Origin of the sequence: Micromonospora sp. NPDC049171 (assembly GCF_040648275.1) — a bacterium.
Lineage (GTDB): Bacteria > Actinomycetota > Actinomycetes > Mycobacteriales > Micromonosporaceae > Micromonospora.
In genome coordinates, this window is sequence record NZ_JBEZDJ010000005.1 from 39,824 (window position 1) to 61,740 (window position 21,917).

Sequence of the window (21,917 nt, forward strand, 5' to 3'; positions counted from 1 at the left end):
ACCGCCGCCGCCCGGTTCCCGCCAGCCGGGCGCTTCTGGCTCGTCGCCTCCGGCCGGTGCCCGCCCGCCGATGGACGATCGTGGGCTGGGCTCGGATCGCCGGGAGGTGGTTGCCCGCCCGGCGGTGGACGATCGTGCGGTGGGCTCCGATCGACCGGTGGTCGCCGCTCGCCCGCCGACCGCCGTGGCGCCTCGGCGGAGCCGGCCGACCGGCCGCAGCCCCTGGTCGGTGCCGCTGGCCGTGGTGCTGGTGCTGGCGGGGGTCTTCGCCACCGGGGCGGGGCTGGGCCGCTCGGTCGGCCCGTTCGACTGGGCCCCGGCCGGCGGGGACCGACCGGCGCGCAGCGAGTCGGTCGGGTTGTCGGCCAGCCGCCCGGTGCGCCTCACCGTGCCCGCCATCAAGGTGGCCGCGCCGGTGGCACCCGTCGGGCAGGCCCGGGACGGCTCGATCGCCGTACCGCCGCTGGAGCGGCACAACGAGACCGGCTGGTACGACCGTGGTCCCACGCCCGGCGAGCCCGGCCCGGCGGTGATCGTCGGGCACGTGGACACCAAGAGCGGACCCTCGGTCTTCTACGACCTGGGCAAGCTGAAGCCGGGCGACCTCATCGAGGTGGCCCGGGCGGACCGGTCGACGGTGATCTTCAAGGTCGACACCGTGGAGCACTTCCCGAAGGACCGGCTGCCCGCCGAGCGCATCTATGGCGACGACGGCCCCGCCGGGCTGCGGTTGATCACCTGCGGCGGTCAGTTCATCGGAGGCCGCACCGGTTACGCCGACAACGTGATCGCCTTCGCCACCCTCCAGTCGTCCCGCAAGCCCTGACCCGCGCGGCGCGCGCAGGTCGACCCGGCGTCAGCTCAGGAAGGCGAGGAGTTGGCGAGTCGTCTCGTCCGGGGCCTCTTCCGGGATGAAGTGCCCCACTCCGACCGGCTCGCCGCGTACGTCGTCGGCCCACTCCCGCCAGATCGCGAGCGGATCGTCGTAGAGCTTCGCGACCTGACCTCGTTGGCTCCACAGGAACAGGACCGGGCAGCCGATCTTCCGGGTGCCGCGATCCGCCTCGTCCTGCTGGTAGTCCAGCGTCGCGGCCGCGCGGAACTCCTCACAGATGGCGTGGACCGTGGCGGGATCGCTGAACTGCCTGACGTACGCCGCGCGTACCTCGGGTGGGAAGGCATCCTTCACCTCGGGCCAGGTGTCGAGCATGAAGTCGACGAGTACGGCGGGCGCCGCGTCGACGAAGCGTTCCGGCACCGGGAATGGTGCGGCCAGGAAGGACCAGACCCAGTAGGAGAGGCTGAACGTCCTGTCGGCGCGGTTGTAGACGTCGCCGATGGGCACGACGTCCAGGACGGCGAGCCGGGTGACGGCGTCTGGTTCGTCCAGCGCGAGACGGTACGCGCAGCGGGCTCCGCGATCGTGGCCGACGAGCCGGAACCGCTCGTACCCCAGACTCCGCATCACCTCGACCTGGTCGCGGGCGATGGCGCGCATGCTGTACGGCTCGTGATCCGCGGTGCTCGGCGGTGTGCCGCTGTCGCCCCACCCCCGCAGGTCGGTGGCGACGACGGTGTACGTCTCGGCGAGCCGCGGCGCGACCCGGTGCCACATGAGGTGCGTCTCGGGAATGCCGTGCAGGAGCAGGACCGGCGGCCCGCTCCCGCCCCGGCGGCCGTGGATCGTCGCTCCGGACGTGGCGATGTCGAATTCCTCGAACCCGTCGAACATGGCCGCGATCCCCCGTGACTGCCTGGACTCGCCGGTGCCGACGGCGTGCCGCGGGCAGCGCGACCGACGGTCGCCGCTGTCGGGCTGCCCGGGCGGCCGGAGCGATCCGGTCGACGCGCTACGACGCTATCAGCGCAGACCGCCTCCGGCCCCGGGTTCGCTCCGGCGGAGGATCCGCGCGTGATCCGGCCGGCCGGTCAGGGCCTGGGGTGACGGTCAGGGCTGGGGGACGTGTAGGGCCACCTCGAACTCCAGCAGGCTGGCGCCGGTGGCGACCGGGGGGCGTGGCTTCTCGCCGGGTGCGGCGGCGTGGGCGGCCCGCGACGGGCCGGCGGCCCAGGCCTGGTACGCCTCCTCGGTCTCCCACCTCGTGTAGACGAAGTAGCGGGTCTCACCGGCCACCGGCCGGAGCAACTCGAAGCCGAGGAAGCCGGGGGAGTTCTCCACCGCGCCGGCTCGGGCGGCGAACCGCTTCTCCAACTCCGCGCCACCGCCGGGCGGAACCTCGATTGCGTTGATCTTCACGACTGCCATCTGTCCACCCTAGCCACTCAGAACCCCTCGACCGCGGGCACCAGCTCCGCGTCGACGACGATCGGGGCGTGGTCGGAGGGGCCCTTGCCCTTGCGGGCCTCCCGGTCGACGTACGCCGAACCGACCGCGCGGGCGAGCGGCGCGGACGCGTACACCAGGTCGATTCTCATGCCCTTGTTCTGGTGGAACATCCCGGCCCGGTAGTCCCAGTAGGTGAAGGGGTGCGGCCCCTTCATCGGGGTCGGCACCACGTCGACGAGGCCCAGGTCGCGCAGTGCCGCGAGGGCCGCCCGCTCCGCCGGGGTGACGTGGGTGGAGTGGGTGAACACCGCCGGGTCCCAGACGTCGGCGTCGGTCGGGGCGACGTTGAAGTCGCCGCAGACGGCCAGCGGGAGCCCACCGGACAGCTCGGCCTCCACCGCGTCGCGCAGCGCCGCGAACCAGGCCAGCTTGTACGCGTAGTGCGGGTCGTCGGGCGTGCGGCCGTTCGGCACGTACACCGACCAGACCCGGACCCCGTCGCAGGTGGCGGAGATGGCGCGGGCCTCCGGGTCGGGAAAGCCGGGCTCACCGGCGAACCCGACCCGGACGTCGGCCAGCCCGACCCGGGACAGGATGGCGACCCCGTTCCACCGGCCGTCGCTGTGGCTGGCCACGGTGTAGCCCAGCTCGCCCACCTCGGTCACCGGGAAGGCGCCGTCGGGGCACTTGGTCTCCTGCAGGCAGACGACGTCCGGCCCGGTGTCGGCCAGCCACTGCAGCAGCCGGGGGAGGCGGGCCTTCACCGAGTTGACGTTCCAGGTCGCCAGGCGCATGCCCCCAGCCTGCCGCATCCGCCCCCGGCGCGCCGGGTCAGCTGCCCGGGGTGTCGCCGGGACGGGTCTGTTCGGCCAGGAACCGTTCCAGTTCCGCGCCGAGTTCGTCGGCCGTGGGTAGCGGCCCGGCGTCCGGGGCGAGCAGGTTCTTCTCGCCCCGACCCCGGGCGAACGCGTCGTACTGCTCCTCCAGGGCCTGGACCAGGGCGGCGGCGTCCTCGGTCTGCGCGACCTGGCGGTCGATCTCCACCCGGACCACCTCGGCGGCCGAGCGCAGCCCGTCGCCGGGCAGCAGCAGCCCGGTGCTGCGCGACACGGAGGTGAGCAGCACCTCGGCGGCGGCCGGATACTCGGTCTGCGCCACGTAGTGCGGCACGTGGGCGGCGAAGCCCAGCGCGTCGCGGCCCTGCTCGCCGAGGCGGAACTCCAGCAGGTGGCCGACGCTGCCGGGCACCTGGACGCGTTGCAGCCAGGGCTCGTAGCCGGCGATCAGCTCGGGGCGGGTGGCGTGCGCGGTCACCCCGGTCGGTCGGGTGTGCGGCACGGCCATCGGGATCGAGTTGAGCCCCACGGTGAGCCGGACGTCCAGACGGGCGGCCAGCCCGGCGACGGCGGCGACGAACCGCTCCCACTGCAGGTCCGGCTCGGGGCCGGTGAGCAGCAGGAACGGGGTTTCGTCGTCGTCGTGCAGCAGGTGCAGCTCCAGCTTGGGCGCGTCGACGCTCTCCCAGTGGTCCTCGACGAAGGTCATCACCGGTCGTCGCGACCGGTAGTCGAAGAGCTGGTCGACGTCGAACGTGGCGATGGGCCGACCCTCCAGCGAGGTGAGCAGCTGCTCACGCGCCAGCCGGCTGGCGTTGCCGGCGTCCACGAACCCGGTGAGGGCCTGGATCAGGACCGGTTGCCCGAGGTCGGGCAGATCGTCGGTGAGCTGGTAGAGCTCATGTGGGTCGAGCACCGGTGCGGACCTCCCTGAAATGTGCCTGCGGGGTGCCCACGCGACGGAGGGCACCCGTTCGGGCAACGTACCCGCCATCCTGGTGCATTCCTGCGCCGGGCGATCCGTCGCCCGGCGGTTGGGCATGACCGGACTAATCGCCCGATTACGCCGCCAGGCGGGTGTGGGTCGGCTGATCGGCCGAGGGATCGTTCGGCCCAAAGGCCGAGTTTGTCGATCATGTCAGCCCCGGGGGTTGGATGTCCGGGCCTGGCACCGGCCGTGCCGGCCTGCGTGCGCCGCCGGCTTCATCCGGTACGCGAGGAACGTTCCCCGGGCGGGTCGACCCGCCCGGGTCGTCCACCAGTACGACCCCGAGGTGTGGTGATCGCCACGTGATCACCGTGCGTAATCGGGGGTTCCCTCTGCCTAGCCTCGGCTGATGCGTGACGACGGCACCCTCGACGACCCGTACGCCCCGAGCAGCCCCACTGCCGATACGGAGGATGGCACCTCAACCGAACGGACAACCGCCGCGAGTCGCCTCCGGGCGTACACCCGGGACCTGGCCGGTCGACGCCGGGCGCAGGTGGCGCTGGCGACCGGTGTGGTCTGCTGCCTCGGCCTGGCCGCCGTCGCGCAGGTTCGGGACGAGACCGCGGGTGCCGCCACCCGCCGCGACGCGATCTCCGGCGCGGAACTGGCGCAACGCGCCGAGCAGCAGCGCGCCTCCCGTGGCCTCGATCGCACCGCCGCCCCGACGACCCCCGCCGCGTCCGCCACGGCGACTCCCGCCGACCCGGACACCACCGCGCCGGCTCGCAAGGCCGCCCCGGCCCGCCCGACCAGGCCGGCGCCCGTCGCCGGGCTGGACGAGGACCAGATGGAGAACGCCGAGGCGATCGTGCGCGCCGGCCGCAAGATGGGGGTGCCCCGCCGGGGGCTGGTGATCGCGGTCGCCACCGCCATGCAGGAGAGCAACCTCTACAACGTGGCCAGCGGGGTGCTGCCCGAGTCGCAGGACTACCCACACCAGGGCGTCGGCTGGGACCACGACTCGGTCGGGTTGTTCCAGCAGCGGTCCAGCAGCGGCTGGGGCCCGGTGGGTCGGCTGATGGACCCGGAGTTCGCCACCCGGCAGTTCCTCGGCGCGCTGGAGCAGGTGCCCGGCTGGGAGCGGATGCGGCTCACCGACGCCGCCCAGGCCGTGCAGGTCTCCGCGTACCCCGAGTACTACCAGCAGCACGAGTGGCGGGCCACCCGGGTCGTCGACGCCATCGTGCCGGGGCGGTAGTCTACCGCCCACTGTGGACGGTCAGGGTTGAGGCTGTCGCATCCCGGGTACATGTGTTGCGGGTTCGGGGTACACATGACTGAGGGACCATCGACAGGAGGACGCCATGTCACTGATGCAGCGGATCACCACGTTCCTGAGATCGCCGAAGGGGCAGCAGATGGTGGAGCGGGGTCGTCGAGAGATGGCCAAGCCCGCCAACCAGCAGAAGCTCAAGGGTCTGGCGGCCAAGCTGTCCAACCGCCGCCGCTGACCGCTCCATCGGCCGCCCTGTCCGCCATTCCCATCCCAGGGGAGACCCGGTGACCGACACCCCGCCCGTCGGCGGCCAGCCCGCCGCCCCTACTCCCCAACCGTCCGTCGACCTGCCGGCCGGGTCGGCGGACGCCCCCGAGGGTCCGCCGGCCCGGCTGTGGGACCGGATGCGCGACGACCCCCAGTACGCTCCGGAGCACCTTGCCCTGGAGGCGGTGCGCCGACTCGGGCCGGAAGCCGAGCAGTGGGCCGACCGGGCCCGGGCCGAGCAGCCCGGTGTCTCGGCCGACGCCCTGGCCGACCAGGCGACACGCAAGTTCGTCAACCTGGCCCGGCTGTCCGGTGCGGTCTCCGGCGCGGCCGGGCTGCCCGGCGCCGTGATCGACGTGGGCGTTCTGGCCTGGACCCAGGCCCGCATGGTGTTGCACATCGCCGCCGCGTACGACGTCGACCCGATGCACAGCGACCGGGCCACCGATCTGCTCGTGTTGCAGCGCGTGCACAAGGTCGCCGAGAGCGCCCGGCTGGCGCTCGGCGTGGCCGCCGGTCGGGAACGCGCCGACGCGCTCTTCGGCCTGGGTGGCCAGCGCCCGCTCGGTCGGGTGATGCTGCAACTCGGCGTCCGGCTGGCCCAGATGGCCGGAGTCCGGGCCGCCAAGCGGATCGTCGCCAAGGTCATCCCAGGTGCGGCCATCGTGCTCGGCACCTGGGCCAACTCGTCGGCCACCAAGGACCTCGCGCAGCGTTCCCGGGCCCTTTACCGCACCCGGGGCACCGCACTCCCGGGGCCCCGCCACCCCTGACGGTCTCCCTCCGGGCCGGTCAACCGGCCATACCGGAGGGTCGCCAGGTCACCTCGGCGAGCCGGCTCTGCCCGGTGGCGTTGGGGTGGAACCAGTCCAGCGGGTTGAGCAGGTCCAGGGTGAAGCGGACCTTGTGTGCCGCGCCGCCGTCGTGGCGGCAGCGGGATCCGTACGCCCGGCAGGCCGCGACCAACTCGGCGTTGTACGCGTCGATCCGGTCCCGGACGGCGGCCCGGCGCGCCCGGTCGGCGGGCGCCGTCGAGGTCGCCTCGGCCAGCAGGGCCGGGCAGACCCCCCGCCGCCACGCGCGGACCGCCCGTGGGTCGTCGTGCCCGACCTCCCAGAGCCGGTACAGGTCGGGGATGCTCACCACCAGCACCCGGGCCTTCGGGCGGCCGGTCCGCAGCACCCGCAGCCCCCGGTCCACGTCGGCCCGGAACTGCGCCACCGGCGTCATCGCGTCCACCCCGCCGCGGCAGGCGTCGTTGGCGCCGATGAGCACCGTGACGTAGTCGGGGCGGTCGCGTACCGCTGCCTGCGCCTGACCTTCCAGGGCGTCCGCGCGGGCGCCGGCGCGGGCGTGGTTGTACGTCCGGTCGCGGATCGCCGAATTCTGGTCGAGCAGCCGCCGGTAGTGGCTCTGCACCCGCAGCCCGTCGCCGGTGGACCAGGAGTTGCGCTCGCACGAGGTGAGCACCAGGCAGGAGGCGAAGCCGGTGGTGATCGAGTCGCCGAGCGCGGCGATGCCGCCCGGCCCGCTCGACGGGCCGCTCTTGGTGGGGCGGGGTGACGCGGAGGTGCCGCCCTCGCAGGCCAACGCGACAAGCGCTGCGAGACAGGCCAGCGCGGCGACCCACCGTCGAGGCATGACATCCCCCGTTTCGCAGCACAGCGTTTCGCAGCACAGAGCGACAGCGCGGTAACTCTATGCGCCAGACGTGGCGTGCCGGGAAGTTGCTGTCGGGTATGCGGCAGAGCGTAGGTGACAGCGTTCGGAGGTGCTTTAATTCCGCCGCCGTGCCGGCTGTCCGTGCAGCCACCCGTGCAGGGCCCGGGTGATCCGGGGCAGCACCAGATAGGTCATCAGCGGGGTCAGGCAGAGCGTCATCAGCAGCACCCGTGCCGCCAACGGCACGTCGGCGAGGAAACGACTTGTCAGCAGGGTGGCGCTGAGGCTGAGCGGAAAGAACGCCAACCAGATGGTCACCGCCTGCTTCCACCTCGGCGGCGACGCCGGTGCGACCGGTTCGACCGGGTCCACCGAGTGCTCCAGCGGCGGGTCGAACCAGCCCTCGATGCCGGTACGCCGCTCGACGCGGGTGTGCTCGACGATGCCCTGGGCCGAGCTGAGCCACCAGCGCCGCTGTGGCGACTCCTCCCACCGGCGCAGCGTCTCGGCGTCGGCGAAGCGATAGAGCATGTGCCAGTCCGGCGAGCCGGGGCCGCTCTGCACCCATCCGGCGCCGAGGAAACCCGGGAACGCCTCGGCCAACGCCGTGCCGGCCCGCATCCAGGCCACCATCTCGCTGGCCCGGGACGGATCGACACGGCGGGCGATGGCGACGGTCACCGGCACGGCGAGGGTCATTGACATGCGCCCATCGTGCGGGTCGCGGGCCCGCGGCGCGATCGGATGTGCCGGAGCACACCGGCCTGCGAGCGCGTCGTACCGGTTAACCGGGCCGATCGCGGGTAGCTCCCTGGGTATGACGAGATCGCAGCCCCGGCGTGCCCGTGGCACGGTCGGCCACGCGAACAGCGCACTGAACCTTCGCCTCACCCTCGCCGGCTTCGGGCTGGTGATCATGGTGCTCTTCGCGGTGCTGGCGTTCGCCGCCGGCATCGTCTGGCTCGGCGTGGTCTGCGCGATCTTCGCCGTGGTCGCCGTGGTCGACCTGGTCGTGATCCAGCGCCGCCGTGCCGCCCGCCGCCGCGAGGAGCCGGGCGTACGACACTCGTTGTTCGAGTGACAGGAGGACGAGATGCCCCACATCGCCACCACCAACCCCGCCACCGGACAGGTGCTCAAGACCTATGAGGCGATGTCCACCGAGCAACTCGACGCCGCCATCGAGCGCACCGACCTCGCGTACCGGCAACTGCGCGAGACCACCGTCGACGAGCGCGCCCGGTGGATGAACGCCGCCGCCGACCTGCTGGACGCCGAACGGGACGAGATCGCCCGGATCATGACCACCGAGATGGGCAAGACGTACGCCTCGGCGCAGGCCGAGGTGACCAAGTGCGCCACGGCCGCCCGCTTCTACGCCGACCGGGCCCCGGGGTTCCTCGCCGACGAGCCGGCCGACGCGCCCGCCGTGAAGGCGACCCGGGCGTTCATCCGCTACCAGCCGATCGGCGTGGTGCTCGCGGTGATGCCGTGGAACTTCCCGCTCTGGCAGGTGATGCGCTTCGCCGCGCCGGCGTTGATGGCCGGCAACACCGGTCTGCTCAAGCACGCCTCGAACGTGCCGCAGACCGCGCTGCTGCTGGAGGACGTGTTCCGCCGGGCCGGCTTCCCCGAGGGAGCCTTCACCACCGTGCTCGTCGGCTCGGACGCGGTCGAGACGATCCTCGGTGACCCCCGGGTCCGCGCCGCCACGCTCACCGGCAGTGAGCCCGCCGGCCGGTCCATCGCCCAGATCGCCGGCCGGGAGCTGAAGAAGACGGTCCTCGAACTCGGCGGCAGCGACCCGTTCGTGGTGATGCCCTCGGCCGACGTGGACCGGGCCGCCGAGGTGGCCACCACCGCCCGCTGCCAGAACAACGGCCAGTCCTGCATCGCCGCGAAGCGGTTCATCGTGCACACCGACGTGTTCGACGCCTTCGCGGAGAAGTTCGCCGCGAACATGGCCGCGCTGCGGGTCGGCGACCCGATGGACCCGAACACCGACGTGGGGCCGCTGGCCAGCGAGCGTGGCCGCGACGAGGTGCACGCCCAGGTCCGGGACGCGGTGGACAACGGTGCGACGGTGCTCTGCGGCGGCGAGCCGCCAGCCGGCGACGGCTGGTTCTACCCGCCGACAGTGGTCACCGACCTCACCCCGACGATGCGGATGTGGTCCGAGGAGGTCTTCGGCCCGGTCGCCGGCCTGTTCCGGGTGTCGTCGTACGAAGAGGCGATCGAGGTCGCCAACGGCACCAGCTTCGGGCTCGGCTCGAACGCCTGGACCCGGGACCCGGCCGAGCAGGAGCGCTTCGCCACCGACCTGGACGCGGGCAACGTCTTCATCAACGGGATGACCACCTCGTACCCGGAGTTGCCGTTCGGCGGTGTGAAGAACTCCGGTTACGGGCGGGAGTTGTCGGCGCTGGGCATGCGGGAGTTCTGCAACACCAAGACGGTCTGGGTGGGCGAGGGTGCCGCCTCGGCCGGTGCCGGAGCGCACGCCGAGTAGTTCCCGGCACGGCACGCATCAGTCGGCGCCGTCGTGGGTAGGAAGTGCGCCCATGACGTCGTTCGGTTTCCACGCCTCGCATGAGCAGATCGGTCCGCGCGCCCTGTTGGAGGCGGTGACGCACGCCGAGCGGGCCGGCTTCGACGCCGCCATGTGCTCGGACCACTTCTCCCCGTGGAGCGCCCGGCAGGGCGAGTCCGGCTTCGCCTGGTCGTGGCTCGGCGCGGCGTTGCAGGCCACCGGCCTGCCGTTCGGCGTGGTCAACGCGCCCGGTCAGCGGTACCACCCGGCGATCATCGCGCAGGCGATCGGCACCCTGGGCGCGATGTACCCGGGCCGGTTCTGGGCGGCGCTGGGCACCGGTGAGGCCAGCAACGAGCACATCACCGGCGACCCGTGGCCGCGCAAGGACGTCCGCGCCGCCCGCCTGCGGGAGTGCGTGGACGTGATCCGGGCGCTGCTGGCCGGCGAGGAGGTCAGCCACGACGGGCTGGTCCGGGTGGACCGCGCCCGGCTGTGGACCCGTCCCGAGGAGCCGCCCGCGCTCGTCGGCGCGGCCGTCAGCGTGGCCACCGCCCGCTGGTGCGCCGAGTGGGCAGACGGCCTGATCACCGTGAACGCCCCGGTGGCGCACCTGCGCGAGATGATCGACGCGTACCGGGACGCCGGCGGACGCGGCCCGCTGCACCTGCAGGTGCACGTCTCCTGGGCGCCGGAGCAGGAGCAGGCCGAGGCTCTCGCGTACGACCAGTGGCGCAGCAACGTCTTCGCGCCGCCGGTCTGCTGGGACCTGGAGACGGTCGAGCACTTCGACGTGGTCTCCGCCGACGTGCCGGCCCAGCGGGTCGCCGACCTGGTGAACATCTCGGCCGACCTGGGCCGGCACGTCGGCTGGCTGGAGGAGTACGTGGAGTTGGGCTTCGACCAGATCGCCCTGCACCACGTCGGGCAGGAGCAGCGCGGCTTCATCGACGCGTTCGGCACCGAGGTGCTGCCGAAGCTGCGGACGACCGGCTGATCGAGGCCCGAACCGGCGGAACCCCTAGGCTCGTACCCCATGGAAAGCCTGTTTCCGGTCGTCGTGTTCCTGGCGATCGCCACCCTCGGTGCCGCGCTGGCCCGCCGGCTCGGCCTGCTCGCGCCGATCGTGCTCGTCGTGCTCGGCCTGGCGCTCTCCTTCGTGCCCGGCGTCCCGCACGTCGAACTCGACCCGGAGTTGGTGCTGGTCGGCATCCTGCCGCCGCTGCTCTACGTCGCCGCGCTGGAGACGTCGGTACCGGCGTTCAAGAACAACATCCGGCCGATCCTGCTGCTCGCGGTCGGCCTGGTGCTGTTCACCGCGTTCGTGGTCGGGTTCGTGCTGCACCTGCTGCTGCCGCAGGTGCCGTTCGCGATCTGCCTGGCCCTCGGCGCGGTGGTCGCGCCGCCGGACGCGGTGGCCGCCACCGCCGTCGCGCGCCGGGTCGGGCTGCCCCGCCGGGTGGTCACCATCCTGGAGGGGGAGAGCCTGGTCAACGACGCCACCGCGCTGGTGCTGCTGCGAGTCGCCACCATGGCCACCGCCGGCTCGGCGGTCGGCGCCGACAAGATCGCCATCGAGGTGCTGCGGGCCACCGGCGGCGGCATCCTGATCGGTGCCCTCGGCGCGGTGGTCTTCGGCTTCCTGCACCGGCGGATCACCGATCCGCTGCTGGACAACGCGCTGTCGTTGATCATCCCGTTCGCTGTGGTGTTCGCCGCCGAGGCGGTGCACTCCTCCGGCGTGGTCGCGGTGGTGGTCACCGGGCTGGCGCTCGGCCACAAACTGCCGCAGCTGCTGTCGGCAGCGTCCCGCCTGCAGATCGGCGCGTTCTGGCGGCTGGTCCGTTTCCTGCTGGAGGGTTTGGTCTTCCTGCTGGTCGGCCTGCAATTGCGGGAGGTGCTGCGTGACCTCGACGAGCCGGCCGGCTCGCTCATCCTGATCACCTTCGCGGTGCTTGCCACCGTCTTCCTGACCCGGTTCGTCTGGCTCTTCCCGGCCACCTACCTGGCCCGGTTGGTTCCCCGGGTCCGCCGCCGGGACGAGAGGCCGTCACCGAAGTTCCCGATCATCATCGGGTGGGCCGGGATGCGGGGAGTGGTGACACTGGCCGCCGCGCTGGCCCTGCCCCTGACCCTGGCCGACGACGAGGCGTACCCCCGGGCCCTGTTCATCTGGCTCGCCTTCGCGGTGATCGTGGTCACCCTGGTCGGCCAGGGTGCCACGCTGCCGATGGTCGCCCGCCGGTTGAAGCTGCCCCAGGACGACCCGGTGCAGGACGCGTTGTCCGCGGCCGGTGTGCAGCAGCAGGCCAGCAGTGCCGCCCGGGACCGCCTCGACAAGCTGGCCGACAGCGCCCCGGAGGCGGTCGTGGACCGGCTGCGTCGTGCGCTGGAGGATCGCAACAACCTGGCCTGGGAACGGCTCGGTGGCACCGAGCGGGAAACCCCGTCGCAGGCGTACGGTCGGCTGCGACAGGAGATGATCGACGCCGAGCGGGATGTGTTCCGGGCTGCCCGGGACTCCGGTCGGATTCCCGAGGAGGTGTTGGTGCGGGCCTATCGTGACCTGGACCTGGAAGAGTCGTTGCTGCGGGAGGTCGAGAAGTGAGCTGTCAGCATCTGGCCGAGGCGGGCGCGGTCGAGCCGCGCACCACCGAGGAGTGCCCCGACTGCGTCGCCATCGGCAACGCCGACTGGGTGCACCTGCGGGGCTGCCTGAGCTGCGGGCATGTCGGTTGCTGCGACTCGTCGCCGTACCAGCACGCGACGAAGCACTTCGAGTCCAGCAGCCACCCGGTGATCCGGTCGGTGCAGCCGGGCGAGACCTGGCGCTGGTGCTACGTCGACGAGGAGATCGGCTGATCGCTGCGGTTTGTCAGAGCCCACCGGGTCAGCGGTGGCCCGGCCAGGCCGGTGCCGGCGAGGAGCCCGGCCAGGGCCAGCCAGCCGATCGGGCCACCGCCGAGGATCAGCCAGGTCAGCACCGCCGGCCCCGCCGCGCGGGCCAGGCCGGCGAGCAGCGTGTCGACCCCCTGGTAGGCGCCGATGGCGTCCGGGGCGGCGAGGTCGTAGGCCAGCGCCGCCCCGGCCCCGGCGTGCCACAGGTCCCCGAGGGTGTAGATCACTGTCGCGCCCAGCAGCAGGCCGATCGCCAGCGCGCCGGAGACGAAGCCGGTCGCGCCCCAGAGCAGCATCCCGGCCGCGAGCGCCAGCCCGGCCCGGCGCATCGTCGCCGCCGCCGGCAGCGTGTCCCGGGCGACGCCGCTCAGCCGCACCGCGAGCAGCACTGTCAGCAGCGTGTTGACCAGCAGCATGACGGAGACCAGCACCGGCGGGGCATCGGTGCGGGTCACCACCCACAGTGGCAGCAGCAGTGTCAGCGCCACCCAGTGCAGGGAGAGCACTGCTGACGCCCCGGCGACCGCGAGGAAGCGTCGATCGCGCAGGGCACGACCGGGGCCGGGCCGGCGCAGCCGCCGAACCGGCGGATAACCCGGCAGTCGCATGATCAGCGCCGCCGACACCAGATAGGTCGCGGCATTGCCGACCACGAGCAGCCGGTACGCCCACCCGGTGTCCGCCACCAGCGCGAACCCGGCCAGCGCCGCGCCGAGCGCCACACCCAGGTTGGCCACCGCCCGTAGGGTGGCGAAGGCGTGCACCCGGCCCTCCGGTCCGCCGACTGCGGCGACGAGCGCCGCGCGGACCGCCAGGTTGCCGGAGATCAGCAGCGCGTCCAGTGTGGCCACCAGCAGGAAGACCGGAAACGAGCCGACCAACAGGTACGCGACGGCGACGCCGGCCTGCGCCACCTGCAGGACCGCCCGGAGGTTCCGCGGATCACGCCGGTCGGCCAGCCCGCCGAGCGGCACGCTGGCGGTAAGCCCGACCAGGCCGGCGAGCGTGAGCCCCAGCCCGACCCGCGTCGGACCCAGCCCGACGACGCGCGTGAGGTAGAGCGCCGAACCGGTCACCCACAGCCCGGTCCCGACGGTGTTGGCGAGCGTGGCCAGCGACAGGGTACGCAGCCGACCCGGCGGCGGCAGCGGCGACAGAGACCGCCAGCGGCCGTGAATCCCCGCCCAGGTGCCCACACACCGACCCTAGGACCGACGTACGCGTCACCGATGCCCCGAGCGCTGCGGCACCCGTCACAGCCCGCCTACGGCGCGTTCGTTGCCTCAGCGCCTCCGACGTGCCCATCGCTCCCAGCCGGCCATTGGGCTCGGCGTGTTCATCGGCACCAGCGTGTTAGCCAACCTCAGTGGATGTGTCGGCCCCAGTGCGTTCGTTCGACTCGGATCGACGCGGGGAGATCACGTTCGTCGGTGGTAGTGGTTGCGACGGGGGAGTTGGTCGGGGTCGAGCCACGCGGGTGGGATGAATTCCGGATGGCCGTCACCGCCGAGCTGGACGACCCAGTCGCTGTGGTGCAGGTGTCGGTGGTGGTGGCCGCAGAGCAGCACAGCGTTGTCGAGGCTGGTCGGGCCGCCGTCGGCCCAGTGTCGGATGTGGTGGCCGTCGCACCAGCGCGGTGGTCGGTCGCAGCCGGGGAACGCGCAGCCCCGGTCTCGGAGCACCAGGGCCCGTCGTAGCGGCCCGGTGACGAGGCGGCGTTGCCGGCCGACGTCGAGGGGTTGGCCGGCGCCGCCGAGCACGGCGGGCAGGATGCTCGCGTCGCAGGCGAGCCGGCGCACGCTCGGCGCTGAGGTGTGCGCCGGTGTCGAGAGCGCCGCTGCCCAACTGCTGGGTCAACCCGTCGTAGCTGGTGGTGACGACGACCTGGGCGACGTCTCCGCCGTTGTCGGGTAGCTCGCCGGTGCGCAGGGCCAGCCGGCAGGCGTCGGCGAGGGCGTCGTGCCGGCGTTGCCCCGGGGTGCGGGTGTCGTCTGGGCCGGTGGGTGCGGTGAGCGGGTCGATGGCGGCGCGCAGGGCGGCGGCGGTTTCGGTGTTGAGGATGCCGGTGAGGCGTAGCCGGCCGTCGGGCTGCTCGCTGATGGTGACGTGCCGGTCGCGGGCGGCCTGTGACTCCTGTGCCCGCAACGCGGCCTCGGCTGCGGCGTCGGCGACATCGGGGGCGACGTGGTCGAGGATGCGGGTGCCGAGTTTGCGCAGCAGGGTGGCGTCGAACTGTGTTGCCCAGTCGACGAGGACGCCGACGGCCTTGTCGGCGGCCTCCGGGCCGGCGCTGGCCTGGACGGTCTCGACGGTGCCGGCGATGACCCGCACCTGCTCCACGTCGACCGCCCCACCGGCCAACGCGTCCCGCACGCCGGGCGGGGCGGTGTCGAGCGTCGCGGCCAGCTCGACCAGGCGGCGGGCGGCGCCGACCCCGAGGCGTAACCGGTCGCGGAGCCACACCGCCGTCGAGGACGCGCCCTGCGCCGTCGCGGTGCCGCGACCGTCCAGCTCGCGCACGAGGGTCAGCTTGACTGCGGCCAGTCGCTGCTCAAGGCGGTGCGTGGCATCCAGCGCCGCCACGAGATCGTGCTCGCTGGCGGCCCAGGCCGCTGTGTCGAAGCAGGCCGCCACGGCAGCCTCGGCCTGCTCCAACGTTTCAATCACGCCAATAGATTAGAACAGGCGTACGACGTTCTTCTGTCGTCTGCTCGCCCTGGCGGTAGCGGTGGCAGGCCCGGATCAGCGCGCGGGACCGCGGTCAGGGCTCGCCGCCGGAGTCGCTGGCGATGCCACTGTTGTAGGCCTGGTTGTCGTCGCCGCCGTACCCCTTGCCGCGCATGGTGCCCCGGCGGTGGCGGCGCTGACGGTGCCCGCTCGCCTGGATCGCCTGGCGCGCCCGGCGCATCGTCTCGTCGGCTCCGGCCGGTGCGCGACGCCTGCGCCGCCCGACGACCAGCAGCGCGGCCACCAGGAACACGGCGAGCAGCAGGGCGCCCGCCCCGACCAGGATCCACACTCGTCCATCCATGTTCGCGATGGTAGGGATGCGGATCCAGCCGAGCTGGTGGCCGCCCGAGGGGGGGGCGGCCACCAGCCGGGCGTGCTCAGGAGAGCGAGCAGGGGCTGCCGTTGACGGTGACCAGGCCCGGGTTCGGGTTGGCGCCGCCGGAGGTGGTCGCGTTGAAGCCGAACGTCACAGTGCCGCCAGGATTGATCTTGGCGTTGTGTGACTCGTTCTTCGCGGTCACCGTCGCACCGGACTGGGTGACCTTCGCCAACCATGCCTCGCGCACCCGCTGGTCGCCGGTGAACGCGAAGCGCACGCTCCAGCCGTTGACGGCCGTGGCACCGGTGTTGCGGATGGTCAGCTGGGAGGTGAATCCGGTGCCGCCCTGCCAGGTGCCGTAGTTGCTGTAGGCCACCGAGCAGGTGGTGGCCGGCACCGCGCCGGCGTCACCCTGGTCGGCCAGGAACGAGGCGATCCAGGTCAGCGCCGAGTTCCAGTTGATCGCCACCTCGTTCGTCGAGTACGAGTTGATGTCGTCGACGTAGCAGAACTGCGGTGCGCAGCCGGCGAGCAGTTTGGCCACGAACGGGTCCTGGAGGGCGGCGTTCGCGCCACCGGCGAGGGAGCCGGCGGGCGGGCGGGGCAGGTTCGGGTCGAGCTGGTGGCCGAAGATCCGGCTGTGCTGGTTCTCTGCCGCGTGCTCGCCCCACCCGGTGACATAGGAGATGTTGAGGGCGTTGCGGCCGAGCACGTAGTCCATCGCCTGCGTCGCGCCGTCGCGGTAGACGGGGTTGCTGGTCAGGTCGAAGGCGGTGCCCAGCACGATCGCGTTGTTGATGATGCTGCTGTTGCCGCCCCAGAAGTAGCTGTTGGCGTCGCCGGGCATCGGCAGCCCGTACGCCTGCCGGCGGAGCTCGGCGAGGTACGCGTCGGCGGCGGTGGTGACCGAGGCGCGGATCCGGGTGAGGTCGGCGGTGGGCAGCCCGCTCGGCACGGTGGCCAGGTCGAGGCGGCCCAGCGCCGCCGTGCTCTGCCAGCCGAAGCCGCGCGGGTCGAACACGTCACCGGTGTGGTGCGGCGACGCGGTCAGGTCGGTCAGGTAGGTCTGCGCACCGGTGCTCAGGTACAGCTCGGCCGCCGCCCAGTAGAACTCGTCGGTGACGTTGCTGTCGTCGTACGCGCCGCCACCGGTGCCGTCGGTCGGGCTGGCGTACACCGCGGGGTGGGCCTTGGCGGCGGCGTAGGCCGTCTTCGCGGCGGTGCCGCAACGGGTCGCGAACGCCGCGTCGTAGGGGGCGAAGAGCCGCGCGCACTGGGCGGCGGTGGCGGCCAGGTTGAGGGTGGCCGCGGTCGACGGCGGGTGCAGCTCACGCGGCTGCGGGTCGTCCTGCGGGGCGAGCGGCAGCCCGGTCCAGTTCTGGTCGTGGATCTTGTGGTGGACCATGCCGGCGAGCGGCTTGCCGGCCGGCACCTGCATGCGCAGCAGGAACTCCAGCTCCCAGCGGGCCTCGTCGAGGATGTCCGGCACGCCGTTGTTGCGCTCGGGCACCCGCAGCGTGCTGTCGGCGAGTGCGGCGCCGCCGTCGGCGGTGGCCGCGGTCTTGGTGCGCTCGAAGGTGTTCAGCAGTTGGTAGGTGGCGATGCCGCCGTTGACGACGTACTTGCCGTGGTCACCGGCGTCGTACCAACCGCCGCGCACGTCCAGCGAGTAGTCGCAGACGCCCGGCTGGCAGGGCACGTTGGTGTCGCCCTTGTTGGGCGCCACGTCGAGGTGCCCGGCGGGGCGGGCGTACTCGTCGCCGATCAGGTCCCCGTCGATGGCGATGCCGCTGCGCTGGGCGTAGAAGAACTGCAGCGAGTCGGAGCGCAGTTGGTCGTAGAGGGTGCCGGAGATGTCGAACGGGCGGCTGGTCTCGCCGTCGACGGTGAGCGTCAGCCCGCTGCCGGGGGTGCGGTAGCTGGAGAAGTCGACGGTCTGCACGTTCTGCCCGGAGGCGGCGTCGACGCCACGCGCGGTGGTGGTGCCACTGGCCACGACGGCACCGGCACCGGTGCGCAGCTGCCAGGGCAGCGGATCGGTGGACTCGGTCACGACCGTGGCGTTCTTCGGGCCGCCGGGCAGGTAACCGACCTGGTTGACGCGGACCCGCGGCCCGGTGTCCGGCACGTACGGCTCGGGCGGTTCGCCGCCGCGCAGCGAGACGTCGTCGAGGCAGATGGTCTGCGTCTGGGCGGAGCCGCCGACCTGGAAGATCAGCTGGGCGCCGGGGTTGGTCTCCGGGACGGTGAAGGTCTGCTCGACGCGCTGGAGAGTGCCGGTCGCGGTGGCATCCACCGCCGCGTACGTGGTGTACGGGGCGCTGCCGAGTTGCAGCACGGCCTTGAGGGAGGCGCCGGGGGAGGCGGAGACGTCGAAGCCGAGGGTGTATTCGGCGCCCGCGATCAGCGGCACCCCGTCCTGGCCGATGCCGGCGTCCCAGGGGTTGGCCAACCCACCCGCCACTGTGGTGCAGAGCTGGCCGTCGGTGACCGCGAGCGCGCCGGTGCCGAAGGAGAACCAGGGGCTCACGCCCTCGCTGAAGTCGCCGTTGTCGATCTGCTCGGGGGCGTCCGGTGGTGGCTCGGCGTGGGCCGCGCCGGCGCCCGCGCCAGTGAGGGCCAGGGTGGTCGCCGCGGCCAACAGGAGGCGGCGTCGGGATCTCGTCACGGGGAGTCCTTCCGGACGGGTGGGGGACGGTGGTGGTGGCGGATTCCTGGGAGCGCTCCCAGGTATCGGCTCGATGTTTCCAGCGGCGGCACGCCGTGTCAATTGATCTGACTGGATGGTTTCTGGCGTGTGACGAGGGCGGGTGCGGCGGCCGCCGCATCCCGGGACACCGGCGTGCGGACGTGAGATTCACCGCGCCACGCGCCGTCGTCCTGATCTCCTAGAGACAACTGCGCCCTTCGCCTGGCAGGCTGCCTCCCATGACCCTGAAGCTGCGTTCCGTCGGAACGAGCGACCGTGGGCTGATCCGCAGCGGAAACCAGGACGCCCTGCACGCCGGCGACTGGCTCGTCGCCGTCGCCGACGGCATGGGCGGGATGGCCGCCGGCGACCTGGCCAGCGCCCTCACCATCGACGCGGTGGCCCCGCTGGACGTGGAGACCCCCGAGGACGCTCTGGTGGCCGCGCTCGAAGGTGGCATCGCGCTGGCCACCTCCCGGATCCGGCAGGCGGTCGCCGAGGATCCCGAGCGTCAGGGCATGGGCACCACACTGACCGCCCTGCTCTTCGCCCGTACCGGCAGTTGCCTGGCCCTCGCGCACGTCGGCGACTCCCGGGCCTACCTGTTCCGCGAGGGCGTGCTCAAGCAGGTCACCCGGGACGACACGTTCGTCCAGATGTTGGTGGACCAGGGTGTGATCACCGCGGACCAGGCCAGCAGCCATCCGCGCCGGGCCGTCGTCACCCAGGCCCTACAGGGTGACGAGGTCACCCCGTCCTACTCGACGATGGTGCCCCGCGTCGGCGACCGGTGGCTGCTGTGCAGCGACGGGCTCTCCAACGTCGTCCGCCCGGACACCCTCGCCGAGGTGCTCCGGGACTATCCCGACCGGACGGCCTGCACGGCCAAGCTGATCGATCTGGCACTGCACGCCGGCGCACCCGACAACGTGAGTGTCGTGGTGGCCGACGTCCTGCAGGAGTAGGGCCGCCGCTCACCGTCGGCGTGGCGTGACGCGCCGGGTGGGCGTCGCCGTCGCGGGGTCCTCCGGCCACGGGTGCCGGGGATAGCGCCCGCGCAACTCGGCGCGCACCTGCGGGTAGCCGGTACGCCAGAACGACTCCAGGTCGGCGGTGACCGCCACCGGCCGGCCCGCGGGGGAGAGCAGGTGCAGCAGCACCGGCGTCCGCCCGGCACCGACGCGGGGAGCCGTCGACCAGCCGAACGTCTCCTGGAGCTTCACCGCGAGCACCGGTGCGGCCGGGTCGGTGTAGTCCACCCGGACCCGGGAACCGCTCGGCACCTCGATCCGCTCCGGGGCGAACTCGTCCAGGCGGGCGGCCTGCGCCCAGGGCAGCAGCCGGCGCAGCGCCGAGGTCACGTCCACCCGGGCCAGGTCGGCCCGCCGCCGGGCCCCGGTCAACTCCGGGCCCAGCCAGGTCGGCGCGGCGTCGAGCAACGCCTCGTCGCCGACCTCCGGCCACGGTGCGCCCAGATGGTGCCGGAGGAATCCGAGACGCTCACGCAGTGCCCGCGCCGCCGGCGTCCAGGTCAGCAGCCCCAACCCCTCCTGGCGCAGGCCGGTCAGCACCGCCGCCGCCACCTCCGCCCGCTCCGGCCGGTCCAGTCGCCGCTGGAGCAGCTCGATCGCGCCCAGTCGGGTCACCTCCCGGGCCACCACGTCGCCGTCGGACCAGCCGACCTCGCGGCTCGTGCGCAGCAGCGGCCCGGCCGCCTCCCGGGCCGTCGCCTCGTCCACCGGCGAGGCCCGGCGGATCCGGGCCGACGGCGCGCCGGGGGTGCGGTCCGCGACGGCCACCGCCAGCCAGTCGGACCCGGCCAGCCCCGACCCGGCCGCCAGCTCCGCGGCGGTCCCGCCGGTCATCAGGTACGCCGAGCCGCCCGGCCGCCGCACCCGGGCCAACCGCTCCGGGTACGCCAGACCGACGAGCAACCCGGCGGCGAGATCGTCACTCAGGCCACCCGTGCCGGTGGCGGCGGTTGGGGAGGGCAACGCGGCGCGCAGCCGGCGTACCTCGGTGCGCCAGCGGGCGGTCGCGCCCGCGTCGACTCCGGTGCGCAGCCGACGCCAGCCGGCGACCAGGTCGTCACCGGGGCCGGCAGCGCTCTCCTCGGCGAGCAGGGCGACCACCTCGGCCGCCCGGTCGGCGCCGACCCGACCGGCGCCGTCGAGCAGCGCCCGGGCCAGCCGTGGGTGCGCGCCGGCGGCGGCGATCGCCCGCCCGCGCGCGGTGATCCGACCGTCGACGTCGACCGCGCCCAGGGTGCGCAGGGTGTCCTGGGCCACCGTGAGCGCGGCGGCCGGTGGCGGGTCGGGCAGCGCGAGCCCGACGCCGTCCGGCGAGCCCCAGGCGGCCAGCTCCAGTGCGAAGCCGGTCAGGTCGGCGGTGGCGATCTCCGGCTCGGCTCGGGCGGGCAGCCGCTCGTGGGTCGCGGCCGACCAGCAGCGGTAGACGTAGCCGGGGGCCTCCCGGCCGGCCCGGCCCGCCCGCTGGGTGGCGGCGGCTCGGGAGACCGGCACGGTGACGAGCGCGCCCAGCCCACGGGCGAGGTCGATGCGGGGCACCCGGGACAACCCGGCGTCCACCACCACCCGTACGCCCGGCACGGTCAGGCTGGTCTCGGCCAGCGCGGTGGCCAGCACGACCCGGCGGCGATCGGCGGGGCGCAGGGCCGCGTCCTGCTCGGAGCCGCGTTGCCGACCGTGCAGCGGCAGCAGCGCGACGGTGTCCCGCAGATCGGCCAGCCGGCCGCTGACCGCCGCGATCTCGCCGGCTCCGGGCAGGAAGACCAGCACGTCACCGGCACGCTCGGCCAGCGCCCGCCGGACGGTGGCGGCCACGTGGTCGAGCAGGGCCCGATCCACCGGCCCGGCTCCGGACGGGGCGATCGGACGCGCCGGTGGCGCCCAGATCCGCTCGACCGGGTGCAGCGCCGAGTCGGCCCGGACCACCGGGGCCGGGACGGACCCGCCGAGCAGCGCGGCGAAGCGGTCCGTGTCCGGAGTCGCGGACATCGCCAGCAGCCAGAGATCCGGGCGAAGGGTGGCCCGCGCCTCCACGGTGAAGGCCAGCGCCAGGTCGGCGTCGAGTTGCCGCTCGTGGCACTCGTCGAGCAGCACCGCGCCCGTGCCGGGCAGCTCCGGGTCGTGGTGCAGTCGGCGGACCAGCAGGCCGGTGGTGACCACCTCCACCCGCGTGGCCGGGCTGGCCCGGCGCTCGCCGCGCACCGCGTAGCCGACGCGTTCGCCGACCCGCTCGCCGAGCAACTCGGCCATCCGGCGGGCGGCTGCGCGCGCGGCCACCCGGCGGGGCTGCGCGATCACCACCCGACCGCTCACCTGGTCGGCCACGGCCAACGGCGCGAGGGTGGTCTTGCCGGTGCCCGGCGGGGCGACCAGGACGCCGGCCCCGGCCGCGTCGAGTGCCGCGACCAGCGCCGGCAGCACCGGGCGTACCGGCAGGTCCAGGGTTACGTCGGAGAGCACGGCC

General features: G+C 73.2%; 20 protein-coding genes and 1 pseudogene. 10 read left to right on the plus strand and 11 right to left on the minus strand.

Translation table 11 applies throughout. The annotated features are described in order from the left end of the window. Positions 1 to 184: 184 nt before the first annotated feature. Positions 185 to 826, plus strand: coding sequence for a class F sortase (locus AB0B14_RS07990; RefSeq protein ID WP_357077721.1), 642 nt, complete (start codon positions 185 to 187; stop codon positions 824 to 826). A 30-nt stretch (positions 827 to 856) separates the two neighbouring features. Here AB0B14_RS07990 and AB0B14_RS07995 read toward each other — a convergent pair whose 3' ends face one another. The 4 genes from AB0B14_RS07995 to AB0B14_RS08010 all read right to left on the minus strand — a co-directional run bounded on the left by AB0B14_RS07995 (position 857) and on the right by AB0B14_RS08010 (position 4,039). Then, complete coding sequence (locus AB0B14_RS07995; protein WP_357521951.1) at positions 857 to 1,732, minus strand: alpha/beta hydrolase; 876 nt, start codon at positions 1,730 to 1,732, stop codon at positions 857 to 859. Between the two features lie 216 nt (positions 1,733 to 1,948). Next, entirely contained in the window at positions 1,949 to 2,266 is a 318-nt protein-coding gene (locus tag AB0B14_RS08000) for an antibiotic biosynthesis monooxygenase (protein ID WP_088947279.1), read from the minus strand. Between the two features lie 17 nt (positions 2,267 to 2,283). Beyond that, a complete protein-coding gene (locus tag AB0B14_RS08005) occupies positions 2,284 to 3,081 on the minus strand; it encodes an exodeoxyribonuclease III (protein ID WP_357077672.1) in 798 nt (265 codons plus the stop codon). A gap of 37 nt (positions 3,082 to 3,118) precedes the next feature. Further along, positions 3,119 to 4,039 (minus strand): PAC2 family protein, encoded by a 921-nt coding sequence (locus AB0B14_RS08010; protein WP_357077675.1) that lies wholly within the window; start codon positions 4,037 to 4,039, stop codon positions 3,119 to 3,121. A gap of 421 nt (positions 4,040 to 4,460) precedes the next feature. On the opposite strand from AB0B14_RS08010, the gene AB0B14_RS08015 reads away from it, so the two are divergent. The 3 genes from AB0B14_RS08015 to AB0B14_RS08025 all read left to right on the plus strand — a co-directional run bounded on the left by AB0B14_RS08015 (position 4,461) and on the right by AB0B14_RS08025 (position 6,370). Then, positions 4,461 to 5,312 carry a peptidase M23 gene (locus tag AB0B14_RS08015; protein ID WP_357521953.1) on the plus strand — a complete coding sequence of 284 codons (852 nt, stop codon included), beginning with the start codon at positions 4,461 to 4,463 and terminating at the stop codon, positions 5,310 to 5,312. A 106-nt stretch (positions 5,313 to 5,418) separates the two neighbouring features. Then, entirely contained in the window at positions 5,419 to 5,565 is a 147-nt protein-coding gene (locus AB0B14_RS08020) for a hypothetical protein (RefSeq protein WP_357077681.1), read from the plus strand. A gap of 49 nt (positions 5,566 to 5,614) precedes the next feature. Continuing rightward, the gene (locus AB0B14_RS08025; RefSeq protein ID WP_357521955.1) at positions 5,615 to 6,370 is read left to right on the plus strand and encodes an EcsC family protein; all 756 of its coding nucleotides are present in this window, start codon (positions 5,615 to 5,617) and stop codon (positions 6,368 to 6,370) included. Between the two features lie 19 nt (positions 6,371 to 6,389). Here AB0B14_RS08025 and AB0B14_RS08030 read toward each other — a convergent pair whose 3' ends face one another. After that, the gene (locus AB0B14_RS08030) at positions 6,390 to 7,238 is read right to left on the minus strand and encodes a GDSL-type esterase/lipase family protein (protein WP_357077688.1); all 849 of its coding nucleotides are present in this window, start codon (positions 7,236 to 7,238) and stop codon (positions 6,390 to 6,392) included. A gap of 135 nt (positions 7,239 to 7,373) precedes the next feature. Then, the gene (locus tag AB0B14_RS08035) at positions 7,374 to 7,964 is read right to left on the minus strand and encodes an antibiotic biosynthesis monooxygenase (RefSeq protein WP_357077691.1); all 591 of its coding nucleotides are present in this window, start codon (positions 7,962 to 7,964) and stop codon (positions 7,374 to 7,376) included. Positions 7,965 to 8,076: 112 nt separating this feature from the next. Between AB0B14_RS08035 and AB0B14_RS08040 the strand changes: the two genes are divergently transcribed. From AB0B14_RS08040 to AB0B14_RS08060, 5 genes are read left to right on the plus strand one after another with little or no spacing between them, the layout of a single operon-like run. Further along, positions 8,077 to 8,340 carry a DUF6343 family protein gene (locus tag AB0B14_RS08040; RefSeq protein ID WP_357077694.1) on the plus strand — a complete coding sequence of 88 codons (264 nt, stop codon included), beginning with the start codon at positions 8,077 to 8,079 and terminating at the stop codon, positions 8,338 to 8,340. Between the two features lie 12 nt (positions 8,341 to 8,352). After that, on the plus strand, positions 8,353 to 9,768 hold the full coding sequence (locus AB0B14_RS08045; protein WP_357077697.1) for an NADP-dependent succinic semialdehyde dehydrogenase: 1,416 nt from the start codon (positions 8,353 to 8,355) through the stop codon (positions 9,766 to 9,768). A gap of 52 nt (positions 9,769 to 9,820) precedes the next feature. Beyond that, positions 9,821 to 10,786, plus strand: a complete 966-nt coding sequence (locus tag AB0B14_RS08050; RefSeq protein WP_357077701.1) for a TIGR03885 family FMN-dependent LLM class oxidoreductase — start codon at positions 9,821 to 9,823, stop codon at positions 10,784 to 10,786. A gap of 39 nt (positions 10,787 to 10,825) precedes the next feature. Further along, positions 10,826 to 12,397 (plus strand): Na+/H+ antiporter, encoded by a 1,572-nt coding sequence (locus AB0B14_RS08055; RefSeq protein ID WP_357077704.1) that lies wholly within the window; start codon positions 10,826 to 10,828, stop codon positions 12,395 to 12,397. Further along, a complete protein-coding gene (locus AB0B14_RS08060) occupies positions 12,394 to 12,651 on the plus strand; it encodes a UBP-type zinc finger domain-containing protein (RefSeq protein ID WP_357077707.1) in 258 nt (85 codons plus the stop codon). Before AB0B14_RS08055 ends, AB0B14_RS08060 begins: the two co-directional genes overlap by 4 nt. Here the strand turns inward: AB0B14_RS08060 and AB0B14_RS08065 are convergent. The 4 genes and pseudogenes from AB0B14_RS08065 to AB0B14_RS08080 all read right to left on the minus strand — a co-directional run bounded on the left by AB0B14_RS08065 (position 12,627) and on the right by AB0B14_RS08080 (position 18,404). Beyond that, complete coding sequence (locus AB0B14_RS08065) at positions 12,627 to 13,883, minus strand: MFS transporter (RefSeq protein WP_357521958.1); 1,257 nt, start codon at positions 13,881 to 13,883, stop codon at positions 12,627 to 12,629. The two genes, AB0B14_RS08060 and AB0B14_RS08065, sit on opposite strands and share 25 nt — an antisense overlap. Positions 13,884 to 14,105: 222 nt before the next feature. After that, positions 14,106 to 15,354 (minus strand): annotated as a pseudogene (locus AB0B14_RS08070) (DUF222 domain-containing protein). Positions 15,355 to 15,448: 94 nt separating this feature from the next. Then, the gene (locus tag AB0B14_RS08075; protein WP_357521960.1) at positions 15,449 to 15,718 is read right to left on the minus strand and encodes a hypothetical protein; all 270 of its coding nucleotides are present in this window, start codon (positions 15,716 to 15,718) and stop codon (positions 15,449 to 15,451) included. A gap of 76 nt (positions 15,719 to 15,794) precedes the next feature. Next, the gene (locus tag AB0B14_RS08080; RefSeq protein WP_357521962.1) at positions 15,795 to 18,404 is read right to left on the minus strand and encodes a glycoside hydrolase family 9 protein; all 2,610 of its coding nucleotides are present in this window, start codon (positions 18,402 to 18,404) and stop codon (positions 15,795 to 15,797) included. 260 nt (positions 18,405 to 18,664) lie between these two features. Between AB0B14_RS08080 and AB0B14_RS08085 the strand changes: the two genes are divergently transcribed. Next, entirely contained in the window at positions 18,665 to 19,390 is a 726-nt protein-coding gene (locus AB0B14_RS08085) for a protein phosphatase 2C domain-containing protein (RefSeq protein WP_357068991.1), read from the plus strand. A gap of 9 nt (positions 19,391 to 19,399) precedes the next feature. Here AB0B14_RS08085 and hrpB read toward each other — a convergent pair whose 3' ends face one another. Continuing rightward, positions 19,400 to 21,913, minus strand: coding sequence for an ATP-dependent helicase HrpB (hrpB, locus tag AB0B14_RS08090; protein ID WP_357522098.1), 2,514 nt, complete (start codon positions 21,911 to 21,913; stop codon positions 19,400 to 19,402). Between the last annotated feature and the right edge of the window lie 4 nt (positions 21,914 to 21,917).